The sequence below is a fragment of the Pseudomonas sp. TYF_14 genome (assembly GCF_043105275.1).
In the GTDB taxonomy this organism is placed as follows: Bacteria; Pseudomonadota; Gammaproteobacteria; order Pseudomonadales; family Pseudomonadaceae; genus Aquipseudomonas; species Aquipseudomonas alloputida.
In genome coordinates this window covers 198542-217872 of the sequence record NZ_JBICLK010000089.1, presented here as the reverse complement: position 1 = coordinate 217872, position 19331 = coordinate 198542, and the positions used below count along the sequence as shown (strand labels likewise).

General features: G+C 61.7%; 18 protein-coding genes. 6 read left to right on the top strand and 12 right to left on the bottom strand.

The annotated features are described in order from the left end of the window. The 5 genes from ACF8O8_RS26565 to ACF8O8_RS26545 form a co-directional block, all read right to left on the bottom strand. The coding region (locus ACF8O8_RS26565; RefSeq protein WP_392510805.1) for a recombinase family protein at positions 1-143 on the bottom strand (143 nt) is incomplete at its 3' end. Between the two features lie 510 nt (positions 144-653). After that, positions 654-1277: a hypothetical protein gene (locus tag ACF8O8_RS26560; protein ID WP_392510801.1), complete on the bottom strand. Its 624-nt coding sequence runs from the start codon at positions 1275-1277 to the stop codon at positions 654-656. A gap of 485 nt (positions 1278-1762) precedes the next feature. Continuing rightward, on the bottom strand, positions 1763-2113 hold the full coding sequence (locus tag ACF8O8_RS26555; protein ID WP_392510799.1) for an addiction module antidote protein: 351 nt from the start codon (positions 2111-2113) through the stop codon (positions 1763-1765). 356 nt (positions 2114-2469) lie between these two features. Then, positions 2470-2742 (bottom strand): DUF3077 domain-containing protein, encoded by a 273-nt coding sequence (locus tag ACF8O8_RS26550; RefSeq protein ID WP_392510798.1) that lies wholly within the window; start codon positions 2740-2742, stop codon positions 2470-2472. A 136-nt stretch (positions 2743-2878) separates the two neighbouring features. Next, positions 2879-3136 (bottom strand): hypothetical protein, encoded by a 258-nt coding sequence (locus tag ACF8O8_RS26545; RefSeq protein WP_392510797.1) that lies wholly within the window; start codon positions 3134-3136, stop codon positions 2879-2881. Between the two features lie 646 nt (positions 3137-3782). Between ACF8O8_RS26545 and ACF8O8_RS26540 the strand changes: the two genes are divergently transcribed. Genes ACF8O8_RS26540 through ACF8O8_RS26530 form a run of 3 tightly spaced genes read left to right on the top strand, consistent with a single transcriptional unit; the run spans position 3783 to position 7769 of the window. Further along, complete coding sequence (locus ACF8O8_RS26540; protein WP_319903025.1) at positions 3783-4643, top strand: SH3 domain-containing protein; 861 nt, start codon at positions 3783-3785, stop codon at positions 4641-4643. A gap of 8 nt (positions 4644-4651) precedes the next feature. Further along, positions 4652-6550, top strand: coding sequence for a hypothetical protein (locus ACF8O8_RS26535; RefSeq protein ID WP_392510795.1), 1899 nt, complete (start codon positions 4652-4654; stop codon positions 6548-6550). Between the two features lie 10 nt (positions 6551-6560). Further along, entirely contained in the window at positions 6561-7769 is a 1209-nt protein-coding gene (locus ACF8O8_RS26530) for a hypothetical protein (protein WP_392510793.1), read from the top strand. 95 nt (positions 7770-7864) lie between these two features. On the opposite strand, the gene ACF8O8_RS26525 is transcribed toward ACF8O8_RS26530, so the two are convergent. Beyond that, positions 7865-8482, bottom strand: a complete 618-nt coding sequence (locus ACF8O8_RS26525) for a LysE family transporter (RefSeq protein WP_392510792.1) — start codon at positions 8480-8482, stop codon at positions 7865-7867. Between the two features lie 190 nt (positions 8483-8672). Between ACF8O8_RS26525 and ACF8O8_RS26520 the strand changes: the two genes are divergently transcribed. Beyond that, the gene (locus ACF8O8_RS26520; RefSeq protein WP_003254720.1) at positions 8673-8864 is read left to right on the top strand and encodes a YhfL family protein; all 192 of its coding nucleotides are present in this window, start codon (positions 8673-8675) and stop codon (positions 8862-8864) included. 327 nt (positions 8865-9191) lie between these two features. Next, positions 9192-10829 carry a malate dehydrogenase (quinone) gene (mqo, locus tag ACF8O8_RS26515; protein WP_392510791.1) on the top strand — a complete coding sequence of 546 codons (1638 nt, stop codon included), beginning with the start codon at positions 9192-9194 and terminating at the stop codon, positions 10827-10829. Between the two features lie 132 nt (positions 10830-10961). On the opposite strand, the gene ACF8O8_RS26510 is transcribed toward mqo, so the two are convergent. After that, positions 10962-11297 carry a helix-turn-helix transcriptional regulator gene (locus ACF8O8_RS26510; RefSeq protein WP_221101109.1) on the bottom strand — a complete coding sequence of 112 codons (336 nt, stop codon included), beginning with the start codon at positions 11295-11297 and terminating at the stop codon, positions 10962-10964. Positions 11298-11346: 49 nt separating this feature from the next. Between ACF8O8_RS26510 and xenA the strand changes: the two genes are divergently transcribed. Beyond that, entirely contained in the window at positions 11347-12438 is a 1092-nt protein-coding gene (gene xenA, locus ACF8O8_RS26505) for a xenobiotic reductase XenA (protein ID WP_392510789.1), read from the top strand. A gap of 123 nt (positions 12439-12561) precedes the next feature. Here xenA and ACF8O8_RS26500 read toward each other — a convergent pair whose 3' ends face one another. From ACF8O8_RS26500 to ACF8O8_RS26480, 5 genes are all read right to left on the bottom strand, one after another. After that, the gene (locus ACF8O8_RS26500; protein WP_392510788.1) at positions 12562-13809 is read right to left on the bottom strand and encodes an NAD(P)/FAD-dependent oxidoreductase; all 1248 of its coding nucleotides are present in this window, start codon (positions 13807-13809) and stop codon (positions 12562-12564) included. A 2-nt stretch (positions 13810-13811) separates the two neighbouring features. Beyond that, a complete protein-coding gene (locus ACF8O8_RS26495) occupies positions 13812-15389 on the bottom strand; it encodes an aldehyde dehydrogenase (NADP(+)) (RefSeq protein WP_392510786.1) in 1578 nt (525 codons plus the stop codon). 151 nt (positions 15390-15540) lie between these two features. Then, entirely contained in the window at positions 15541-16488 is a 948-nt protein-coding gene (locus ACF8O8_RS26490; RefSeq protein WP_010952391.1) for a dihydrodipicolinate synthase family protein, read from the bottom strand. Between the two features lie 42 nt (positions 16489-16530). Continuing rightward, entirely contained in the window at positions 16531-17457 is a 927-nt protein-coding gene (locus ACF8O8_RS26485) for a 4-hydroxyproline epimerase (protein WP_392510785.1), read from the bottom strand. A 23-nt stretch (positions 17458-17480) separates the two neighbouring features. Next, positions 17481-19094 (bottom strand): APC family permease, encoded by a 1614-nt coding sequence (locus tag ACF8O8_RS26480; protein WP_392510784.1) that lies wholly within the window; start codon positions 19092-19094, stop codon positions 17481-17483. Positions 19095-19331 lie beyond the last annotated feature (237 nt).

The following is a 19331-nucleotide window of genomic DNA, read 5'->3' as shown; positions in this document are numbered from 1 at the left end:
TCAATCATGGCGAGCAACTGAGGGCGGTCAGTGGTGCTCCCTGACAGCTTGTCCTCAAATCGTTTGTTCAAGGTGATGCCATCAAGCTGACGATCAGTATTCTGATCTGCTGTAGATACCCGGATGTAACCGATGTTAGCCATGTGCGTGTCCTCGTGTGCATTTGCCTCTAGATGTGTCCATTGTGTCTGTGTGCATTATCGTAAGCAACCCTAATGCACACGGATTTTCAAACATTTCTGTATGCACTGGATGTATGCCCTAGACCTTACTCAATTGAATACAGAGTCGCTTTCCTGAAGGCGAAGAAAAGCCCGCACAGTGGCGGGCTAGAAGATCCCCACAAAAGTGAGGGAAAGTCTCAGGCGGTAAAGATATATCCAGAATTGGATAAATCTCCCTGTAGGGGCTGTGGTGCAGATCAGTGTTTTCCTGAGGGGCACGCCCTGTAGTGGGATTCCTGTACAGAAGTCGTGAAAAATCTGACTAAAGGAGCAAGTTCTTAACTCCAATCCCTGCACCCCCTTGATTCTAGGGGCCTGTAGGCGTGTGAGGGTGTGCGAGAGCATGAACAGGCGCCCGAGGGCGATTAGATACTGGTTAGATCGACAATTAGTTATCTGGGCGGGAGGGGAGCTGCTGAGTAGTGGGTGCTATACACGCCTGTTAAGCAGTTTTATCTCGAAAGAGTCGTACCGGGATAGGACTTCCAGCGATCTGAAATAATCGCGCCCCTTTGCAGTTAGGTCGAGAGGGTCGCTCTTAAGCTTCTTGAGCCTAATAAGGCCAGCCTGCTTGAGGACATCCACGGAAGCCTCAACATTGCTCAGCGGCATTTTCGCAGCCTCAGCGACAATGGCAGGAGTTGGCCCTAGGCCAGTTGAGGTATTGTCATAGATTAGCTTCACCCAGAACAGCACACGCTCGTCAGAGGAATCTAAGTCCGCCATGCTGGGTCTCTTTAACTCATCTAGCTCCTTGGACAGTTTGCTCAGTTGCGTTCGTTGCCGTACTAGCAGGTAAACTGACGCAACAGCTAAGGCAAAGATCGGCAGCATCAGCCATACGGGTATGGTGGCTGCTAAAGATAACCAATCAAGAACTTGAACATAGACCCTAGGCAGCCAGTTGTTCTCATCGGAGATGTCAACCCGTTGTGCCAAGTCGAATATTGAATTTAAGGCGCCAGCAATCGCTCCCAGGCCGGTTAGCCCCGCTCCTATATAAAGAATCAAGGCCAAAATCCGGTTGTTCTTAGCCATCTCTTTCCAGTCCACTTGGCCGCTCCTGCTTTCGGTCATCCCTATGAGGTTGACTAATACTATCAGCTAGCGTTACGCAGCTGCAGCCGGCGACATATCTCGATCAGCCACGACTGACGAGAACTCCAGCTACTGCGGGTAGCCTTCAAACGGTACGTTCCAGTTTGTGTAGCGGGGCTGGTTGCGGTAGTCCTGGCGTGCCTTCTCAATTGCATCTCCAAGGTTCACCAATACGGCCACCCGTGCCAGGTGCCGCCCTATAGTTCGAGGTTATTGGCCATTGAAGCGGCTCCAGGTAGTGATTGTACGTAGAAATAGTACGTAAAGTATGCCTGAAGGCCAATATATTCAAGGATTTCAGGGCGTTGAGGTCTGTAGAATCGAGTCCCTATCTCTCCTCCATACAAGATCCAGCCCCTGGAAGCGAAAGCTTCCGGGGGCTTTTTCGTTATGGAAGGCAAAGATTTACAGCCAGCATGCTAATTGCCCGAGCGGTTAAATCAAGAGCCCGGAAGCTTCTCGAGCGGCCTGACCGTGAGCTCTACACCTAAGGCAACCCTCAGTTTTTGAACAGTATTGAAACGAGTCTTTTCTCCGCCCTTCAGCGTTTCATAAAGAGACTCTCGATTGACACCTGCGTCTTGCGCAAACTGATTCACGCCCTTGGCTTTTGCCACTTCACCCAATGCATGCATCAGGGTCTGAGCATCATTAGCCTTCATCGCTTCTGCCAGAAATGCCGCGATGGTTTCCGGGCTGTCGAGAAACCGGGAGGCCTCGAAGCGTTTTGTTTTGCTCAAATTCAGATCAAGGATTGGCATGTCTTGCGGCGAAATTTTTTTGCTCATCATTTTCTACCTCGTAAAGCATCAAAAATTTCCTTTGCTCGTTTGAGTGAGCGGCCGAGTCGGCCTGCCGCTTTTTAAACGGAGTGGGCTGCCCATTACGCAACGGGTGTATACGCCTGCAACGATGTTCGCCTCCCATCGTCGGCGCTTGGTTTGACCGCGACGTGATGAGGCTAGGGCGCGAGCGGAGCGCTGGCAACGGATAGCGCGGGTTTGCTGAGCGTTTGGGAAATGGACTACATGGCGGTAGAGAATGTCGCACTCCAGCTGACAGCGTGGGGGCTCGCTTAGGTGCGCTTGCGACATGATGCGACCGGTGAAGCCCCGGGATATTTTGCGTTTCCAGGGCTTCCTCGCACTTACTTTTTCATCATCCCCAACTCAGCATCATCCAGCAGCGCCTTGGCCATTGCGCTCAGGTAATGCGAGGCCCAGATCAGTTTCTGGTCGCCGTCCATCAGGCCGGTGATGATCAGGTCGCGCACGTAACCCATCAGTTCGGAGGCCTGTTCGCGGGCGTCCTGGCAGGGGATGCCGGGTTCGATGCGGAACAGCGGGTGGGTGTTGCTTTCGCCTTGGTAGAAGCAGGTCTTGCCGACTGTGGTGGGTTCTTTTGTGTTGTCGGTGGGCATTGTTTTGTTTCCCTGGATTTTGGGTTGCCTGGGCTGGCCTCTTCGCGGGCACGCCCGCTCCCACAGGTACTGTGCAGTGCGTGACGGCTGTGGTGACCCTGTGGGAGCGGGCGTGTCCGCGAAGAGGCCTGACCTGCTAATGCAAGGTGTGAGGCTCTGTGGGTAAATGCGACCGCATCTGCAACTGCACCAACGCCGACTCGACCAGCCCCTGTACCGCTTCCATTTCATGGATCACGGCCTGCATCACGATCGAGCTGTGGGCGGTGGGTTTGAGTTGCACGGATTGGCGGGCCACGGACAGGGCGCAGAGTACGTACTCTGAGGACTGGACCAGAGTGTCTTGCAGGAACTGGGTGGTATCGAGGGGTGGATCAGGGACCATCTTGCGCATAAACATCTCCAGGATCATTGGAGCTGCCGCAAGCTTGCTGTCAAACAAGAGGGTGGCAGCTGTACATGGGTTGACAGACCGAGGATCCCGGAGTAACTCGGCGCACACGAAGGTGCCCCACGTACAGCCGCCATAAACAGTGCACGTGTGCGGGAAATCGTCGGCCTGTCAAAGCCGGCCGTTGATTTTGCAACGACGAGCCGAGACTAGAGCGCGACCGAATCCGTCGCAACCGTTTGAGCGGGTTGGCAGTATGTTTGGGAAACGCCCTACAAGGAAGGGGATAATTCTGAGTAGAAGGTGTAGGACGGATTTCTACTAATCAATCAGACAGGCTTCCTGCAACATTTTGTCTTGAACTGACAATGGCACCTTGGGCTACAATGCGGCGCTCTGATACGCCACTCACGCCCAGGCCACACGCCGTAATGATTACGCGCGCTGGGCGATGAACTCTTCCTGACATGGATTCGTTGGATGCTTTGCGCCGTACTGGTCTCCCCCTGCGCCCCTCGCTGGACGGCTGAATTGTCGTCTGCGGCCAGTGCTGCACACTTTCTGAAAACCCCGCACAAACTCGAATGCTGCCGCCAACCATTGGCTGCGGTACGCGGCTGTGCGCCCCACCGAAAATGGAGTGCTCCACTTGCGTAAGAAATTCGTCGCGTCCCTTCTGGCGGTCGCCATCGCCTCTACCACGGCCTGTGCACAGCTCGGGATCAGCAAAGAGCAAGCGGGCACCGTGATCGGTGGCCTGGCCGGTGTGGCCATCGGCTCGACCATGGGCAGTGGCAACGGCAAGATCGCCGCCGCGCTGATCGCAGGTGGCATTGGCGCCTACGTGGGCAACCGCATCGGCCACATGCTCGATGAAAAGGACCAGCAAGCCTTGGCGCTGCGTACGCAGGAAGTGCTGAGCCAGCAGCAAGCCACTGCCAGTGCCCAGCCAGTGACCTGGAAGTCCGACCACTCCGGCGCCACCGCGCAGATCGTGCCGGGCAAGGAATACACCAAGACCAAGCAGGTCGAGGTCAAGCGCGCGCCGAAGATCCAGGCGGTGCCGTCGATGAAGCTGATCAACGAGCCGTATGTGACCATCAGCGACAACCTCAACGTGCGTGCCGCGCCTAACCAGGCTGGTGAGAAGGTCGGCAGCCTGAAGAACCACACCGAATTCACCGCCGTGGGCTCCACCGGTGACTGGATTCTGGTCGGGCGCAAGGGTGTGACCGTGGGCTATGTGCACAAGAACTACGTCGAGCCCAAGGCGCAAGCGGTTGCCAAGCGTGTAACGCCAGCCGTCAACCTGGACGAGCTGGACGTTGCCGCCAGCAAGGAAACCCAAGGCTTCGACCTGGACTCGGTGCAGTCGCTGCCAACCCAGACCGTTGCCGCCGAAGCGGCCTGCCGCCCGGTCACCGTCAGCCTGAAATCGCAAAGCGGCCAGACCGAACAAGAGCAGAACACCTTCTGCAAACAAGCCAACGGCACCTGGGAACTGATCTGAGGAACTCCATGAAAAAGCACGCGCTCGCGCTGGCTGTGATCGGCGCTTGTGGTCTGGTACCGCAGGCGTTCGCCCACGAGCTGGCCTTTTCCAAGAAAGATAACATCAAGGTCGAAGTGCCCGGGGATGCCACCACCTGGTGCAAACCCCAGGTCGACCTGACCATTACCCGCCCGGCCTGGGATAACCAGGAACTGCTGTCGGGCCTGCTGACCAAGCTGCCGTTCGTGTTCGCCAAGGACTGCTCGACCGCCAAGGTGAGCTGGAAGGCGGTCGATGCCAAGGGCAACCTGTACGCCAGCGGCTCGGGCAATGCCAGCAACCTGGGGCTGGTAACTCTGGCTGCTGCGCCTGCCACTGCCGCCCCGGCGCCGGCTGCAGCAGTTGCCCCCGCTCCGGCACCTGCGCAGCCAGAAGCACCGGCTGCTGCTGCACCGACACCGACACCGGCACCTGCTCCGGCCCCAGCCCCAGCCCCTGCTGCTGCAGCGGCCCCGGCAGTGGTCGAAGCCGCACCTGCGCAGGCAGAACCCACTCCAGCCCCCGCGCCAGCCGTAGCCGCAGAGCCAGCCCCAACCCCCGAAGCCCCGGCCGCAGCCCCTGTTGTGCCGCCCGCTCCGGCACCTGCCACAGCAGTCGCCGCAGCCCCCACTTCGGACTTCGGTCGTTCGGTGGTCCTGGAAAACCGCAACCTGATGCAGGTAACGGACGGCACCGGCTGCAAATGGGTGCTCAGTACCTCGATCATCGGCGATGGCGACACCCTGTCGTTCGGCACCACCCCGGCCATGCCGTGCCCAGCGTCCGGCTTTGGTGAAGGCAGCTTCGACAAAATCAGCTGGAAGGCTGTGGGTACCTACCGGGGTGATAACTGGACCCGCGTTTATGCTCACCCGAGTGGTTTGATCTTCAACAAGCACCTTGAGCCTGCGGTAAAGGACAAGGCCGTTTCTTATCTCACGCCGCAAGCTGACCAGGCCGCGTTCCTGGTCGGCGAGATCCCAGGCCGGCAGATGAAGGTGTACCTGACGTTCACGCGCTCCAGCTACGGCGTGCTCCGCCCGTTCGGCAGCGACCCTTACTACGTCGCGGTCACCCCGGACGAGTCGTTTGCCCTGGACGCGACCAAGTACAAGGAAGCTGCGCTGGAAATCTTCGACTTGATCAAGACCACCTCGCCGACCACCACCGATGTGGCCAACCTGTTCATCATCAAAGACCTGTCGGCGATCTCGAACAACATCTGGGGCAACGACGCGCAGAAGATCACCCGCAACCGCATCGGCATCAACCGCCAAGGCCTGTTCTTCGATGTGCGCGACGGTGCCAACTGGGCGGTACAGCGCGAGCAGCAGCGTGTGCGTGAGCAGCGTCAGCGCCAACAGGAGCTGGCCCGCGTGCACACCCGTGTGCTGGAGCGTTACCAGCAGTTGCAGGACGGCATGAGCGACTTCAAGGGGCGCGAAACCGAGGCGTTGGCGCAGATGGCCGGTATCAAGGTGCGCTTCGCTTCGCCACTGGAGCAGCAAAACCCTGCGACCTCGGCCAGCGTAGTGCCGATGATGGTGCACGTCACCGGCAAGAAAGGTGACTTCTACAGCATCGACTTCCCGAGCAACGGCCGCCTGGTTGCGGACGAGGAATACAGCGAAGGCTGGTACGTGACCCAGGTGGCCAACGCCACGCCGTACTACCCGCTGGACGACGGCCGCGCCGTGCCTACCTACCGTGCCTACAGTGCCGGTGAGCCGGAGGCCTGCAAACAGGACCACTGTGCCGACCGCGTGTCGTTCGGCGCTGTGCTGGCCAAGGAATTCCCCAACGCCGGTATCGATTTCAGCTGGACCCCCGAGGTCTCCCAACAGTACGTGAACGACTGGAACAACGCTTCCGCCATGGTCCAGTGAGGCAAACACCATGATCAAACAGATGAACAAGAAGCAGCTGCTGATTGGCGGTGTGGCCGCAGCAGTGCTGGTGCTCGGTGGTGGCTATGCGATGGTCGCCAGCTCGGGCAAGAAGGCTGCGCTGGCCTACTACGACGACTTCAAGGAGCGCTATTTCCTTGAGGATGTGCTGTCTGAGGGGGACATTTCCTACTCGGCGTTTTCCGGCAACCTGACGGTAGCCGACCCGGAGATCCGCGTGGCGGCGGCGCAGACCAATGGCGCCCAGCAGTTCATGCGCGGCCTGTCGGGCTTGATGGAGTCCGTACAGGGTGGTTCGGCTGAAGAAGGCCTGGCGGGCTGGGCCAAGTACCAGCTCAATGTCAGCCGCAATGTGGCCGGGGTGTACCTGAAGGCTGATGCGCTGAAGCTGGCCCATGACGGAGACAGCAAGGATGGCAGCATTCATATCCAGTTGCTGGGCATGCAGATGGGCAACCCTTACGTTGCCAGCAAGGGGGCCGAAGTCGTGCTGGTGGCGGATGTCAGCGACGAAGTTCAGCCACGTGCCGAGCTGGCCGCCAATGGTCGGGCCGCCCCGTCAAACTTCACCTGGGGCGCCAACATGGCGGTGCGCCAGCCAGTAACCGGCGCGTTTCTGGTCAGCAGTACCGGTGACTTTGGTACCACGGTCGACCTGGACTTCACCATCAAGCGCTCCAGCGATGGCGAAGGCTCGATGGCGTTCGTGGTCACCCACCGCAACGACGGCTCCAAGGTGGGGGAGATCGTGCGCAAGGCCGACTTCCAGTCGCTGCCGGAACTGGACGATGTCGAAACCCAGCTCAAGAGTGCCCTGAGCGCGATGCTGATTGGCGCGTACAGCCCGTACACCGGCCAGGCGGTGTTGGCTGAAGCGGTGAGCGGCTTTGCCCGCAAGGCCAAGGTCGAGAACTACTCGGTGAGCTACAGTGGCTTCAAATCGCTGAAAGAGGCTTTCAGCGAATACCAGCAGCAAGTCCCCAAGGCGAAGTTCGCAGCCTTCTGCCAGGAGGTTGGGCTGTCGTCGTGGAGCAGTGACTTTGGCGCCAAGGCCAAGAACCACAGCGACTCGGAGTGCGCCATCGGGCAGAAGCTGGTCGAAGACGGCAGTTTCGAAGAGCAGTACACCTTCAAGGAAGGCAAGAGCCTGTTTGCGGCGTTGTTCGTGAGCAAGGCGTATCAGCTGGAAACCAATTGATTGGCTAATGGCTGAGTGAACAAGCCCCCGGGAACCCTGAGTTGCCGGGGGCTTTTTTTGCTGTCAGGTGTGCCTGGACACTGTCGGGCTTGGGATCAGCGCATCGCCGCCAGTTTGATGCCGAATCCCACCAGGCAAGCCCCCGCCAGCCGCTCGAACATATTGGCAATTCGCGGGTTGGCGCGCATGCGCTCGGCCAGTTGATGGGTCAGCACCACGGCAATCAGCCCATACAGGAAGGTCACCACCGCCACGGTCGCCGCCATGAAACCGAACGTCACCAGCCCTTGGTGCTTCACCGGGTCGACGAACAGCGGGAAAAACGCCATGTAGAACATGATCGCCTTGGGGTTGAGCAGGGTGATCATCATGGTCTGGCGCAGGTAATGGCCGTTGTCCATGCGGCAGGTGTGCGCTGCACCACCGGGTTTGCTCAGCAGCATGCGCAGGCCCAGGTAGGCCAGGTATGCAGCCCCCGCCCACTGCACCATATGAAAGGCGGCAGGGTAGGTGGCCAGCAGGGTGGCGACGCCGGCTACCGCCAGCCACAGCAGCACCTGGTCGCCCACGATCACGCCACAGGTCGCGGCCAGGCCTGCCTTGATACCGCCCTTGCCGGTGGCGGTGATCAGGGCGAAATTGCCCGGGCCGGGGATGGCCAGAAGAATAAGGAAGGCGATGACGAATGCGCCGTAGTCGGTGACGCCAAGCATGGTGAGTTCCTGTTGGGCATTGCGAAGGCAGTGCGCTGAACTATCGTCGCCAACGGCGCGCTTTTCAACCTGTTGTTGCACAGTTGCAAAGAACCTGTGCCAAGTGCGGCTTGGATCCAATGCCTGGAGTCTGTATGATTCCGCGGCCATCAGACGATGGTCGAAGATGATTCATTTAAAGGACTGAGTAATGAAAAAGCTGTTCAAGGCCACCGTTGCCGTTGCTGTCGTTTCGGGTGTTGCCCTGCTGTCGGGTTGCACTGGCCAAGTTTACAACCAACCGAAAAACTGCACCTACGACTACCTGTTCCACCCTTCGGTTTCCATCTCCAAGATCATCGGTGGCTGCGGCCCGATCGATAAACTGCCTCAGCAGCAGTAATCTTGGCGGTACCCTGATCGCGACGCTTGCGGCGTGATCCAAGGCCCCCGGTCATACACATGGCCGGGGGTTTTTGTTTGTGACGTGACAAACTGCCGCTGGGGCAACCGGTCGCCTTGACGCGTCTGCCTGCAATTTGTTTGTGCTGGCATTTCAGATACAATCGGAAAAACGATTCAGCCTTGTCGGTCAATTCGACCAAAGGCCGAGCCGTTTTCTGGTTCTCTGGCTGCTGAACAATGATCAACAAAAAGCCTGCGCTGAAGAACACGCTTTACCGGGGCCAGCCACAGGCCCTCACTCTGTTCTCCTGACTGGAATTGATCAATGTTCAAGAAAGCTGGCAAGACCTTGCTGGGTCTGGCGGTCGCTGCAAGCGTCATGCAAGCGCACGCTGCAGAAACCAAGAAAGTAGACGTGCTGCTGGTCGGCGGCGGCATCATGAGCTCGACCCTGGCCGTGTGGCTGCACGAGCTGGAGCCAAGCTGGTCGATGGAAATGGTCGAGCGCCTGGATGGCGTGGCCGAAGAAAGCTCCAACGGCTGGAACAACGCCGGTACCGGCCACTCCGCGCTGGCCGAGCTGAATTACACCCCGGAAGACAAAGACGGCAACGTCAACATCTCCAAGGCCATCGAAATCAACGAAGCCTTCCAGATTTCCCGCCAGTTCTGGTCGTGGCAGGTACGCCAGGGCGTGCTGAAGAACCCGCACTCGTTCATCAACACCACCCCGCACATGAGCTTCGTGTGGGGCGACGACAACATCAAGTTCCTCAAGAAGCGTTACGACGCACTGCAGGCCAGCCCGCTGTTCCGTCCGATGCAGTACTCCGAGGACCACGCGCAGATCGCCAAGTGGGTCCCGCTGATGATGGAAGGCCGCGACCCGAACCAGAAGCTGGCCGTGACCTGGACGCCAATCGGCACCGACGTCAACTTTGGCGAGATCACCCGCCAGTTCGTTGGCCACCTGCAGACCCAGAAAGGCTTCGAGCTGAAGCTGTCCAGCGAAGTGCAGGACATCACCCGCAACAAGGACGGCTCCTGGCACGTCGAGTACAAGAACCTGAAGGACGGTACCGAGTCGGCCACCGACGCCAAGTTCCTGTTCATCGGTGCCGGCGGCGGCGCGCTGAAGCTGCTGCAGAAGTCGGGCATCCCGGAAGCCAAGGAATACGCAGGCTTCCCGGTGGGCGGCTCGTTCCTGGTGACCGAGAACCCGACCGTGGCCATGCAGCACATGGCCAAGGCCTACGGCATTGCTTCGACCGGTGCGCCACCCATGTCGGTCCCGCACCTGGATACCCGCGTGCTGGACGGCAAGCGCGTCATCCTGTTTGGCCCGTTCGCTACCTTCTCGACCAAGTTCCTGAAGAACGGTTCTTACCTGGACCTGCTGAGCAGCACCACCACCCACAACGTGTGGCCGATGACCAAGGTGGGTATCGACCAGTATCCGCTGGTCGAGTACCTCGCTGGCCAGCTGATGCTGTCTGACGATGACCGCTTCGAAGCCCTGCGCACCTACTTCCCGAATGCCAAGAAGGAAGACTGGCGCCTCTGGCAGGCCGGCCAGCGTGTGCAGATCATCAAGCGTGATGCCGACAAGGGCGGCGTGCTGAAGCTGGGTACCGAAGTGGTGGCTTCCGAAGACCGCACCATCGCGGGTCTGCTGGGTGCCTCGCCAGGTGCTTCGACCGCTGCGCCGATCATGCTGAACGTGCTGGAAACCGTGTTCAAGGACAAGGTCGCTTCCCCGGAGTGGCAGGCCAAGATCAAGGAAATCGTACCGAGCTACGGCACCAAGCTGAACGACTCGGCAGCGGCCACCCAGAAAGAGTGGAACTACACCGCTGAAGTGCTGCAGCTGGGTAAACCGCCGGTGATCGACGCCAGCGTTGAATTCGGTGGTGCGGCAAGCAAGCCGGTCGAGAGCAAGCCTGAGAACGACATGGCGCTGTAACCGGCCATTGTTGTGAAAGAAAGCCACGGGGGAGACCTCGTGGCTTTTTTGTTGGCAAGCCCAGCACAACACTCAGGCTTATCGCCATCCCTGGTAGGAGCGGGTTCACCCGCGAAGAGGCCTGCACAGGTATCACTGCTGGCGCAGTATGCACTCCAGCAACCCCGGGAACCGCTTATCCAGCATCTCGCTACGCAGCGAATTCATATGGGTAGTCCCCACATTGCGGGTTTGCACCAGCCCTGCATCACGCAACACACGGAAGTGGTGGGACATGCTCGACTTCGGCCGGCCTCCGTCCAGCTCGCCACAGCTGGCCTCGGCCACGCCGGCCAGGTGGCGGACGATTTCCAGGCGCACGGGGTCGCTGAGCGCATAGAGCAGGCGTTCAAGAATGAGGTCGTCGGGGTTGGGATGTTTATAGGCTCGCATGGTTGACATGATAACGGGGGTTTCATTAATTGCCATAGTTCGATTATGATCGAACAACAGTATTCAAATGAACCCGGAGTTTCCCATGTCCGCACTGTTCGAACCCTACACCCTCAAAGACGTCACCCTGCGTAACCGGATTGCCATTCCGCCGATGTGCCAGTACATGGCCGAAGACGGCATGATCAACGACTGGCACCACGTTCACCTGGCCGGCCTGGCCCGTGGTGGTGCCGGCTTGCTGGTGGTCGAGGCCACTGCTGTGGCGCCGGAAGGGCGTATCACCCCCGGTTGCGCCGGTATCTGGAGCGATGCCCACGCTCAGGCGTTCGTACCGGTGGTGCAGGCCATCAAGGCTGCCGGCTCCGTGCCGGGTATCCAGATCGCCCACGCCGGGCGCAAGGCCAGCGCCAACCGCCCGTGGGAGGGTGATGACCACATTGCCGCCGACGATGCGCGCGGCTGGGAGACCATTGCCCCGTCTGCCATTGCCTTTGGCGCGCACCTGCCGAAAGTGCCACGCGAAATGACGCTGGACGATATCGCCCGGGTCAAGCAGGACTTCGTCGATGCCGCCCGCCGTGCGCGTGACGCCGGCTTCGCGTGGATAGAACTGCACTTTGCCCATGGCTACCTGGGCCAGAGCTTCTTCTCCGAGCACTCCAACAAGCGCACCGATGCCTACGGTGGCAGCTTCGAAAATCGCAGCCGCTTCCTGCTGGAGACACTGGCCGCCGTGCGCGAAGTGTGGCCGGAGAACCTGCCGCTGACGGCGCGCTTTGGTGTGTTGGAATACGATGGCCGCGATGAGCAGACCCTGGAAGAGTCGATCGAACTGGCCCGTCGCTTCAAGGCCGGTGGGCTCGACCTGCTGAGCGTGAGTGTCGGCTTCACCATTCCCGACACCCACATCCCCTGGGGGCCAGCGTTCATGGGGCCGATTGCCGAGCGCGTGCGCCGCGAAGCGAAGCTGCCCGTGACGTCGGCGTGGGGCTTTGGTACGCCGCAGTTGGCGGAGGCCGCATTGCAGGCCAACCAGCTGGATCTGGTTTCTGTAGGGCGCGCGCACCTGGCCGACCCGCACTGGGCTTACTTTGCGGCCAAGGAGCTGGGGGTGGAAAAAGCCTCCTGGACCTTGCCAGCGCCTTATGCGCACTGGCTCGAGCGTTACCGCTGAGGCTTGGAAGGGCTGCTTTGCAGCCCATTCGCGGGCAAGCCCGCACCCACAGAGACACCGCAGGTTTCAGATACTGCACCCTCTCTGTGGGAGCGGGCTTGCCCGCGAAGAGGCCGGTAAAGGCTAAAACCGATCCAGTCGGTATGCAGCCATCTCAGGCCCACCAGCCTGCTCAGCCAACCGCCCCACCCATTCCGCCGTCACCGCCGCCTGGGTCAACCCCAGGTGCTGATGCCCAAACGCCAACAGCACCCGCCCATCGCACACCCTGTCGATCACGGGCAATGAGTCCGGTAACGAAGGCCTGAAACCCATCCACGGCGTTGCCCCTTCGGCGCTCAAGTCGTGCCGGAACAAGCCCTTGCTCAACCGGTGCAACTGCCACGCCCGCTGCATGCTCGGCGGTGCCTGCAGCCCGGCAAACTCCACTGTGCCCGCCAGGCGCAAGCCTTCGGCCATGGGCGTCATGATGAATTTGCGCTCAAGCGAGGTGACTGCAAACGGCAGGCGCTGGTGCTCACCCGGCAACATCAGGTGGTAGCCGCGTTCGGTATCCAGCGGCACCCGCGTGCCTGTCAGCGCGGCAGTCAGTTTTGCAGAATGGGCGCCACAGCTGACAAGCACCTGGCGGGCATTGAGCATGCCCTGGTCGCTGGCAAGGCCCACGCCGGCACTGTGCAACTGCCCGCCATCGACCTGCGCCTGGACAAAGCGCACCCCACTGGCCTTGGCCGCTTCGAACAATTCGCACACCACCCGATAAGGGTCGATGAAGTGCCCGGTGCGCGGGAAGAACAGCCCGCCCAACAGTGACGGGCTGAGTTGCGGCGCCGCTTCGCGCACGGTTTCGGCCGACCAGAAGTCCACCGGCACCGCCTGCTGTTGCATGCGTGTGCGCAACGCCTCCAACGCCTGGCGTGACTCAGGCATCTCGAACACCAGCAACGAACCATCCTCTTGAAACAACTCGCTGCGCCCGATCGAGCCCAACAGCCGTTGCCAGGCGCCCAGGCTGCCTTCGTTCAGCGTGCGGATGCCCGCCACGCTGCGCTGGAACGGCGCCGGGCGCAGGTTGAGCAGCAGCCGGGTGAACCACGGCATGGCCTTGGGCAGGTATTTCCAGTCCAGGCGCAGCGGGCCCATCGGGTCGAGCAGCATGCGAGGCAGGCGCTTGAGGATCGACAGGTCGGCAATCGGGAACACTTGCTCGGTTGCCAGGTGCCCGGCATTGCCGAAGGACGCGCCAAGGCCGGGTGCCTGGCGGTCGACCAAGGTTACCCGACGGCCCTGGCGGGCCAGTTGCAAGGCACAGGCGACGCCGACGATGCCTGCGCCGACCACGGCAATATCGGTTTCAGCGGTTTCGAGCATGCTCAGCCTTCCCGTTTACCATCAAGCAGGCGCCGCAGCTGCAGCGGGTTGCCGTGTTTCAATGCCTGCGGCAGCAGCGCATCGGGGAAGTCCTGATAGCAAACCGGGCGCAGGAAACGCAGGATCGCCGCGGTGCCCACCGAGGTGGTGCGGGCATCGGAAGTGGCCGGGAACGGCCCGCCGTGGACCATGGCATCGCACACCTCGACGCCGGTCGGCCAGCCATTGACCAGAATGCGCCCGGCCTTGCGCTCAAGGGTGGGGAGCAGGGCGCGAGCGCTGTCGATGTCGGCCTCGTCCAGTTGCAGGGTGGCGGTCAGCTGACCTTCCAGGTGTTCGGCTACCTGGCGGACCTGCTCATCGTCGGTGCAGGCAACGACCAGCGACGCTGCACCGAACACTTCAGCCTGCAACGCCGGGTCGGCAAGAAACGCGTCGGCCTGGGTCACGAACAACTGTGCCTGGCACTGGTTGGGGCCCTGATCGGTTTGGCCACTGGCGATGGTTTGGGCACAGGGGTGGTCTGCCAGGGCTGCGATACCGGCCTGGTAGGCACTGAAAATGCCGGGGGTGAGCATGGTTTGGGCGGGGGCCTGCTGCACGTAACCGGCGGCTGCAGTGATGAACCGCTGCAGTGCCGGCCCCTGCCGGGCGATTACCAGGCCAGGGTTGGTGCAGAACTGACCGGCGCCCTGGGTCAGCGAGGCGACGAAACCTTGTGCCAGTGCTTCGGCACGGGCTTGCAGGGCGGCGTCGAACAGGAACACCGGGTTGATCGAACTCATTTCGGCATACACCGGGATGGGCTCCGGGCGCGCCTGGGCGGCTTGGCACAGCGCCATGCCACCGCTGCGCGAGCCGGTGAAACCAACGGCCTTGATACGTGGGTCGCTGACCAGGGCAATGCCCACTTCACGGCCCGAGCCATAAAGCAGCGAGAACACACCCTCCGGTAAGCCGCACTGCTTCACCGCTTGCGCCACTGCCTGGCCGACCAGCTCACTGGTGCCGGGATGGGCACTGTGGGCCTTGACCACCACGGGGCAGCCAGCGGCCAATGCCGACGCGGTGTCACCACCGGCCACCGAGAAGGCCAGCGGGAAATTGCTGGCGCCGAACACGGCGACTGGCCCCAGGGCCACCTGGCGCTGGCGCAAATCAGCGCGGGGGAGGGGCTGGCGCTCAGGCAGGGCGCTGTCGACCCGCACGTCCAGCCATTCGCCGGCCCGCACTGTACCGGCAAAGGTGCGTAGCTGGGTGCAGGTACGACCACGCTCGCCCTGAATGCGCGCCTTGGGCAGGCCGGTTTCGATCACGGCGCGGTCGATCAGGGCATCGCCGAGGGCCTCGATCTGTGTGGCGATGGCTTCAAGGAACTCTGCTCGTTGTTCGAGCGATGTTTCGCGGTAGGCATCGAATGCCGCCCAGGCCAGCGCGCAGGCCTGGGCCACGTGTTCGCCTGTGCCGCCGAGGTAGGCCGGTTCCAGCGCCTGGCCGGTGGCCGGGTCGATCGCGCGGATGGCCTCGCGGCTGCCGGTTACCGGCTTCTGGCCGATCAGCAGGTTGCCTGTGAGGGTCATGGAGCCTCCTTGGAAATCTAATGCAGATGCATGGGGGGATTACGACCCCTGTAGGAGCGGGTTCACCCGCGAACACCGGCGAAGCCGGTGCCATGCACCGGGTCGCCTGATTCGCGGGCACGCCCGCCCCCACAGGGAGAGCAGTGGCTGCTCAGGCGATGTTCTGCTCAGCCGACCAGCTGGCGTACCAGCTGCGGAACAGCGCGTACTGCTGTTCGGCATAGTTGCGCTGAGCGTCGGTCAGGACGTCGGTCTCGTTGAAGTGCAGGCTGTACTCGGTGTCGCCGTTGAGCACCATCAAGTGCTTGTAATACAACACCAGGTCGCAGCCTTCATCGAACGACGACAGCACCGCCAGCGCCGCTTCCAGCTCGCGCGCCAGGCGCCGGGCACGGGCGTCGCCTTTGGCGGCCTGTTTGCTCAGGCTCACCAGTTGCAGCACTTCGCGCGGCAGCGCATTGCCGATGCCGGTGATGGCGCCGGTGGCGTTGCAGTTGACGAAGCCATGCACCACCTGGGTGTCGACACCGACCATCAGGGTGACATCGTCATCCTTGGAGGTGATGTGCTCGGCGGCGTAGCGCAAGTCGGCGCCACCGCCAAACTCCTTGAAGCCGATCAGGTTGGGGAACTGGCTGCGCAGTTCGAAGAATAGGTCGGCGCGGGTGGCAAAGCCGTAGTAAGGGCTGTTGTAGATCACCGCCGGCAGTTTCGGTGCGGCAGCGAGGATGGCCGAGAAATGGTGCTTCTGGGCGATCAGCGAAGCACCGCGGCTGAGCACGCGGGGGATGACCATCAGGCCGGCGGCGCCAACCTTGGCGGCGTGTGCAGCATGCGAAACCGCCTCACGGGTGTTCACTGCGCCCGTGCCGACGATGGTCGGGATGCCGGCCGCCACCAGGCGCGCCACGCCCTCCTGGCGCTCGGCCTCTGTCAGCAGCGGCCAGTCACCCATCGAGCCGCAGTACACCACCGCGCTCATGCCGGCCTCGATCAGCTCGCGGCCCTTGCGCACCAAGGCGTCGAAGTCCGGCTTGCGCTCGGCGGTGCATGGGGTCATCAGGGCAGGCATGGTGCCGGTGAAGATGTTGTCATTCATTGTTGTCACTCCTGGCAAAGTTCAGTCGGGAAAAGACCGGGGTCAGATGCCCCAGGCGAAAGGGTCTTGTTCGTCGATCAGCAGGGTGCTGTCGGCGGTCATGTAGGCGCGGCCGGTGATGAACGGGCGAATGCGTTCGCCGTCGCGCGCGTAGCGGCCATGGAACTGGCTGCCGGTGATGCTGGCCTGCACCCAGGTCTGGCCTTCGGCAAGCTTGCCGTCGGCGGCCAGGCAGGCCAGCTTGGCGCTGGTGCCTGTGCCGCACGGGGAGCGGTCGTAGGCCTTGCCGGGGCACATCACGAAGTTGCGGCTATCGGCGTTGGGGTCGTCGGCGAACAGCTCGATGTGGTCGATGGGCGCGCCGTTTTCGCCGGTGACGCCCTGGGTTTCCAGGGCCTTGAGCATGGCCCAGGTGTACTCGGTCAGCGCCTCGCGGTTATCCAGCTCGATGCGCTGGCCGTGTTCGGACACAAGGAAAAACCAGTTGCCGCCCCAGGCGATGTCGCCGCGCACCACGCCATGACCGGGCACGTCCACCGCCACATGCTGGCGGTAGCGGTAGGAGGGCACGTTGGCGACAGTGATGGCGCCATCTTCGTGCAGGGTGGCGCTGACCTGGCCGACCGGGGTGTCGATCTTGTGCACACCCGGTGCGATCAGGCCCAGGTACTGCAACGAGGCGACCAGGCCGATGGTGCCGTGGCCGCACATGTTCAGGTAACCGGCGTTGTTGAAGAAGATCACCCCGCAGGTGGCGTCGGCCGACACTGGCGGGCAGTACAGTGCGCCAACCAGCACATCGTTGCCGCGTGGCTCCAGCAGGCAGGCGCGGCGCCACCGGTCGTGCAGCTCGCGCAGTTCGTCACGCTGTTGGGCCATGCTTCGGCCGTGCAGTTGCGGAAAGCCCTTCATCACCAGGCGGGTCGGTTCGCCGCCAGTGTGGGAGTCGATGACGTGAATCTGTTTCATGGGCTTGTCCCTTGCGTAAAAGATCAGGAAGCGACGGCAGCAGGGCGGCCGGTAGTGGTTTCAGCGCAGGCTTCGCTTTCGTCCTCGCCTTCCAGGCGCACCAGGTGGGCAGGCACGCCAGTGGCCGCGCCCCAGTAGTAGATGCCCAGCGCGCAGGCCGCCACGACCACGGTGTCGAATGGGTGGCCGATGACGCCCAAGCCGCCGAAGCTGCCCAGCCACGACAGCAGGATGGTCAGCGCATAGAACCCGATCAGCCATGCCGACGAGCGAACTTGCTGGGCCAGTGAAAGGTGCTGGGTGGGTACGAAACGGCTGCACAGCAGGTACAGCACGAACATCACGATCTGCAGGGCCAGCAGCCACGACACGGTGTTCCAGCCCGACCAGTACACGATCAGCGCGGCGATGATGAACGACAGCGGGCCGAGTACGGCCATGCCCTTGACCCGGAACGGGCGCGGCATGTGTGGTGCATTGCGGCGCAGGGCGGCGACGCTCACCGGGGCCACGGCGTAGCTCAGCACCAGGGCGGCGGACACCACGTTGATCAGCGCTTCCCACGACGGGAACGGCAGGGTCCAGAACACCGACAGGCCAAATGTCAGCCACAGGGCCGGGCGCGGGATGCCGGACTCTGCATCGATGCGGGTGAAGTACTTGAAGAAGGTGCCGGTCTGCGCCCAGCCATAGATCACGCGCGGGGTGGCGTTCATGTAGATGTTGCCGCAGCCGCTTGGCGAGATCACTGCGTCGGCCACCACCAGGTAGGCCAGCCAGCCCACACCCAGCGCCAGGGCGATGTCACGGTAGGGCAGGGCCAGTTCCTTGGTCACGCTGGCCCAGCCGTTGGCCAACATTTCGGTCGGCACGCTGCCAAGGAAGGCCAGTTGCAGCAAGGCGTAGATCGCGGTGGACAGCAACACCGAAAGAATCAGCGCAATCGGGATGGTGCGCTGCGGGTTCTTGACCTCGCTGGCCACCGAAATGATCGGCGTCAGTCCCAGGTAGGCGAAGATGATGCCACCGGCGGATACCGCCATTTCCACCCCGGACAGGCCGAACGGGGCAAAGCCCTGGACCTCGAAGTTTTCCGGTTTGAAGAAGGTGAACAGTACGCCGATCACCAGCAGCGGCACGATGAACTTGAACACGCTGACCAGGTTGTTGGCCTTGGCGAAGGTTTTCACGCTGCGGTAGTTGAGGAAGAAGAACAGCCCCAGCAGGGCGAACTGCACCAGCCAGCCGAGCACGGTTGGGTCGCTGGAGCCGGCCTTGGTCAGCCCAGGGAACCAGGCGGCGGCGTATTGGCGTGAGGCGACCACTTCGATGGCGATCAGGCTGGAAAAGGCGATCAGGGTGATGAAGCCCATCAGGTAGCCCAACAGTGGACCGTGCGAGTACACCGGGTAGCGCACCACGCCGCCGGCACGTGGCAGGGCGGCGCCCAGCTCGCAGTAGACGATGCCTAGCAGCAGTACGGCGAACCCGCCGAGAAACCAGGAGAGGATGCCGGCCGGGCCGGCGATGGCCGACACGTGGCTGGCGGCGAACAGCCAGCCGGAGCCGAAGATGGCGCCTAGGCCGATGAAGGTGAGGTCCAGCAGTGATAACTGTTTTTTGAATTTGCCTGACATGGGTTCGCCTTTTTGTTGGTTATTGGATAGGCAGGTCTGATGTCACGAGATGCGGCTTTTTGGGCCGCGCTCTTGTAGGACTTGGGCGGCTTGCGTGGGGCATAGAGTGGACCGATCAGGGCGGCGGTTCTTGATGGTTTTCTGCAAGGGGGATGACGAAATCGGCACAGTTGCAGAAAAACAGTGGTAAGCCGCAAAGCGTGGGGATAGGCTCAAAGCCATACCGGATAAGGGTTT